This is a genomic window from Cellulosimicrobium cellulans (genome assembly GCF_001722485.1).
GTDB classification, from domain to species: Bacteria; Actinomycetota; Actinomycetes; order Actinomycetales; family Cellulomonadaceae; genus Cellulosimicrobium; species Cellulosimicrobium cellulans_A.
The window spans coordinates 1-3,220 of sequence record NZ_LWGL01000248.1 but is presented as its reverse complement, the minus strand read 5'-3'; the positions used below and the strand labels follow the sequence as shown (position 1 = coordinate 3,220).

Sequence of the window (3,220 nt, the reverse complement as noted above, 5' to 3'; positions counted from 1 at the left end):
AGGCCGGCCGCGGCGTGCCCGCGCGAGCCGGCGCGGCGGTAGAGGCGGCCGCGGCCGCGGGTGGTCTCGGACGCGCGGACGACGACCGGCAGGTCCTCGGTCACGAGGGGCCCGAGCCGGCGCGCCCGCCACACGACGACCGCGAGCACGACGAGGAGGAGCTGCAGGGCGACGACGCCGGTCCACGGCGGCAGGACCGCCGCCGGGCCGTCCGCCTCCCCGGCGCCGGACACCGACGTGTCGAACGGGTCCTGCACGAGCCAGACGAGACGCTCGTGCGTCCCGAGGGACCACAGCCCGAGGGCGGCGTTGCCGTCCTCGGTCACCGTGTCGTTGCGCAGCACCGCGGCGGTGTCCACGGCACGGACCGTGCGGTCGTCGGCCTCGTGCACGAGGTACGCCCCCACCTGCGCGCTGCCCGGCGACGGGAAGCACAGCGTCCCGCCGCCGTCCGCGAGCCGGAAGCCGACGCCGTCCGAGCGCAGCGCGCCCGCGGCCTGCGCCGCGGGGTCGTCACACCGCGGGGCGCGCGTCGCGCTGCCGTCGGACCAGTCGTAGGCGAGCTCCGCGGCGCCGCCCGTCGCGGCGGACAGGAGGTGCTCGGTCGGGGAGACGAGCACGAGGTCGGCCGGGGTGCCGACGAGCGCGTCGGCCTGCTCGTCGAGCATGTACGTGCTCTCGGCGACGAGGAGCGTGGTGTCCTCGTCCGCTGCGCCGACGGCCTCGGCGACGGTCTGCACGTACGTCACCTCGACCCCCTGGTCGCGCAGCACCTCGGCGACGGCGCGACCGCCGTTGGGGCTCGGGTTGTCCGGCGCGAGCGGCGTGCTCGACGTCGCGGGCCGGGCGATCGCCGACAGCCCCGCGAGCACGACGAGAGCGGCGAGGACGGCGAGCGGCCACCGGGCACGTCGCCACCTGCGCCGTGCCCGGCTCGCACCCGTCGTCCCGTCGCCCAGCACGGGGACGTACGCGGTCGTCGGCGTGCGGCCGGTGCCGGTGGCGGGGGCGCGGACGTCGGGGCGACGGCGCGCTGAGGCTCCCGGCCGGTCGGCGGGAGGCATGCCCGCCGGCCGGCCGGGGACGACGACGCGCGGGGCACCCGAGGGTGCCCCGCGCGTCGGGCGGTGCGGGGGAGCGTCAGGACGGACGCTTCTGCGGCGCACCCTCGGCGGTCTTGCCCGGGTCGCGCTCGACCACGTCGCCGAGGACGTCGTCGATGCGCGTCATGAGCTCGGCCGGGATCGTCACGCCGGACGCCTTGACGTTCTCGGCGACCTGCTCGGGGCGCGACGCGCCCACCAGCGCGGCGGCGACGTTGTCGTTCTGCAGGACCCAGGCGATCGCGAGCTGGGCCATCGACAGGTCGAGCTCGTCCGCGACCGGCTTGAGCTGCTGCACGCGGGCGAGGACGTCGTCGGTCATGAAGCGCTGGATCATCCGCGCGCCGCCCTTCTCGTCCGTGGCGCGCGAGCCCTCGGGCAGCGGCTGGCCGGGCACGTACTTGCCGGACAGCACGCCCTGCGCCATCGGCGACCAGACGATCTGCGACAGGCCGAGCTCCTGGGACGTCGGGACGACCTCGTCCTCGATGACGCGCCACAGCATCGAGTACTGCGGCTGGGAGGAGATGAGCTGGAAGCCCAGGTCCTTCGCGAGGGCGTGACCGGCGCGGATCTGGTCCGCGGTCCACTCCGAGACGCCGATGTACAGCGCCTTGCCCTGGCGGACGATGTCGGCGAACGCCTGCATCGTCTCCTCGAGCGGCGTCTCCGTGTCGAAGCGGTGCGCCTGGTAGAGGTCGACGTAGTCGGTGCCGAGACGCGTCAGCGACGCGTTGATCGACTCCATGACGTGCTTGCGCGACAGGCCGGAGTCGTTGGGGCCGGCGGGGCCCGTCGGCCAGTAGACCTTGGTGAAGATCTCGAGCGACTCGCGGCGCTGGCCCTTGAGCGCGTCGCCGAGGACCTGCTCGGCCTTCGTGTTGGCGTACACGTCGGCCGTGTCGAACGTCGTGATGCCGGCGTCCAGCGCCGCGTGGACGCACCGGGTAGCCACGTCGTTCTCCACCTGGGAGCCGTGCGTGAGCCAGTTGCCGTAGGTGATCTCGGAGATCTTCAGACCCGAGTTGCCGAGGTAGCGGTAGTTGGGCATGGCCTCAACCTAGCCGGGATCCGGTTGCCCGAGGAACTCAAGCTCCCCGGGCGGCCGGCCCGCCGGGCGTCACTCCGGGTAGACGCCGTGCTTCTTGTGCGTCGGCTTGGGCAGGCGCGCCCGACGCAGCTGGAACGCGCGCATCACCGCGTACATGACCGTGCCGCGCGGAACCTCGCCGAACTTTGCGAGGAGCCGCTTGCGCAGCCCGCGCCACATGACGAACGCGTCGACGATCGTCAGCAGGACGATCCCGTACAGCGCCATGACCGTCACGAACGCCAGGTCCTGGTTGCTCGCCGTGAACAGCGACAGGACGATGAACACGAGCGCGACGGGCAGGAAGAACTCGCCGAGGTTCCAGCGTGCGTCGACGTGGTCGCGCACGTACCGCTTGACCGGGCCCTTGTCGCGGGCCGGCAGGTAGCGCTCGTCGCCCGTCTGCATCGCCTGGTACTGGCGGTCGCGCATCTCGCGCTGCTTCTCCCGCGCCGCCTTGGCCGCGGCGCGCCGGTCGTTCGGCACGAGCGGGCGCTTGTTCGCCGCCTCGGCGACCTTGCGCTTGGGGGTGGGGCGCCCCTTGCCGGCTCCTCGCTCGGTCTCCGCCGCCGCGTCGACGGGGTCGGGGGCGGGCGTGGTCGCGCTCGGCTTGTTGCGGGAGAACACGGGTCCAGCCTAGTCGAGCACGCGAGGTCCCCGTGCCGGTGCGCACGCCGTCGGCGTCCCGTGGTGGTCGGTGACGTACGGTGCTGGTCGTGACGAACTCACCCGGAACCACCGACCCCGCCCTCGAGAGCGCGCTGCGCGAGACCGTCGCGTCCCAGTTCCCCGCGCTGCGCGCGGACCTCGAGGCCCTCGTGCGCATCCCCAGCGTCTCGAACTCCGCGTTCGACCCGGCGCACGTCGACGCCAGCGCCGACGCGGTCGCCGCGCTCCTGCGCGACGTCGGCATGCCCGAGGTCCAGGTGCTGCGCGCGACCGCCGCGGACGGCCGCGAGGGACTGGTCATGCGCTCACTCCTTCGTGATGCGGATCCGTCGTGCGGTCGGGCTCGGGTCACGGTCGG

General features: G+C 73.8%; 3 protein-coding genes and 1 pseudogene. 1 reads left to right on the top strand and 3 read right to left on the bottom strand.

Going from position 1 to position 3,220, the window contains the following annotated elements; translation table 11 throughout:
* The 3 genes from JZ5iCDA_RS16485 to JZ5iCDA_RS16475 form a co-directional block, all read right to left on the bottom strand.
* On the bottom strand, positions 1-1,064 hold a 1,064-nt coding region (locus tag JZ5iCDA_RS16485; RefSeq protein WP_069388116.1), incomplete at its 3' end, for a DUF4350 domain-containing protein.
* 76 nt (positions 1,065-1,140) lie between these two features.
* Positions 1,141-2,154 (bottom strand): aldo/keto reductase family protein, encoded by a 1,014-nt coding sequence (locus JZ5iCDA_RS16480; protein WP_069388115.1) that lies wholly within the window; start codon positions 2,152-2,154, stop codon positions 1,141-1,143.
* A 69-nt stretch (positions 2,155-2,223) separates the two neighbouring features.
* The gene (locus JZ5iCDA_RS16475; RefSeq protein WP_069388114.1) at positions 2,224-2,820 is read right to left on the bottom strand and encodes a DUF3043 domain-containing protein; all 597 of its coding nucleotides are present in this window, start codon (positions 2,818-2,820) and stop codon (positions 2,224-2,226) included.
* Between the two features lie 89 nt (positions 2,821-2,909).
* On the opposite strand from JZ5iCDA_RS16475, the pseudogene JZ5iCDA_RS16470 reads away from it, so the two are divergent.
* Positions 2,910-3,220, top strand: a pseudogene (locus tag JZ5iCDA_RS16470) (hypothetical protein); the annotation flags it as partial.

Excerpts from the sequence above, each read along its gene's own strand:
- JZ5iCDA_RS16480 (WP_069388115.1), bottom strand. The coding sequence starts at position 2,154 with ATGCCCAACTACCGCTACCTCGGCAACTCGGGTCTGAAGATCTCCGAG.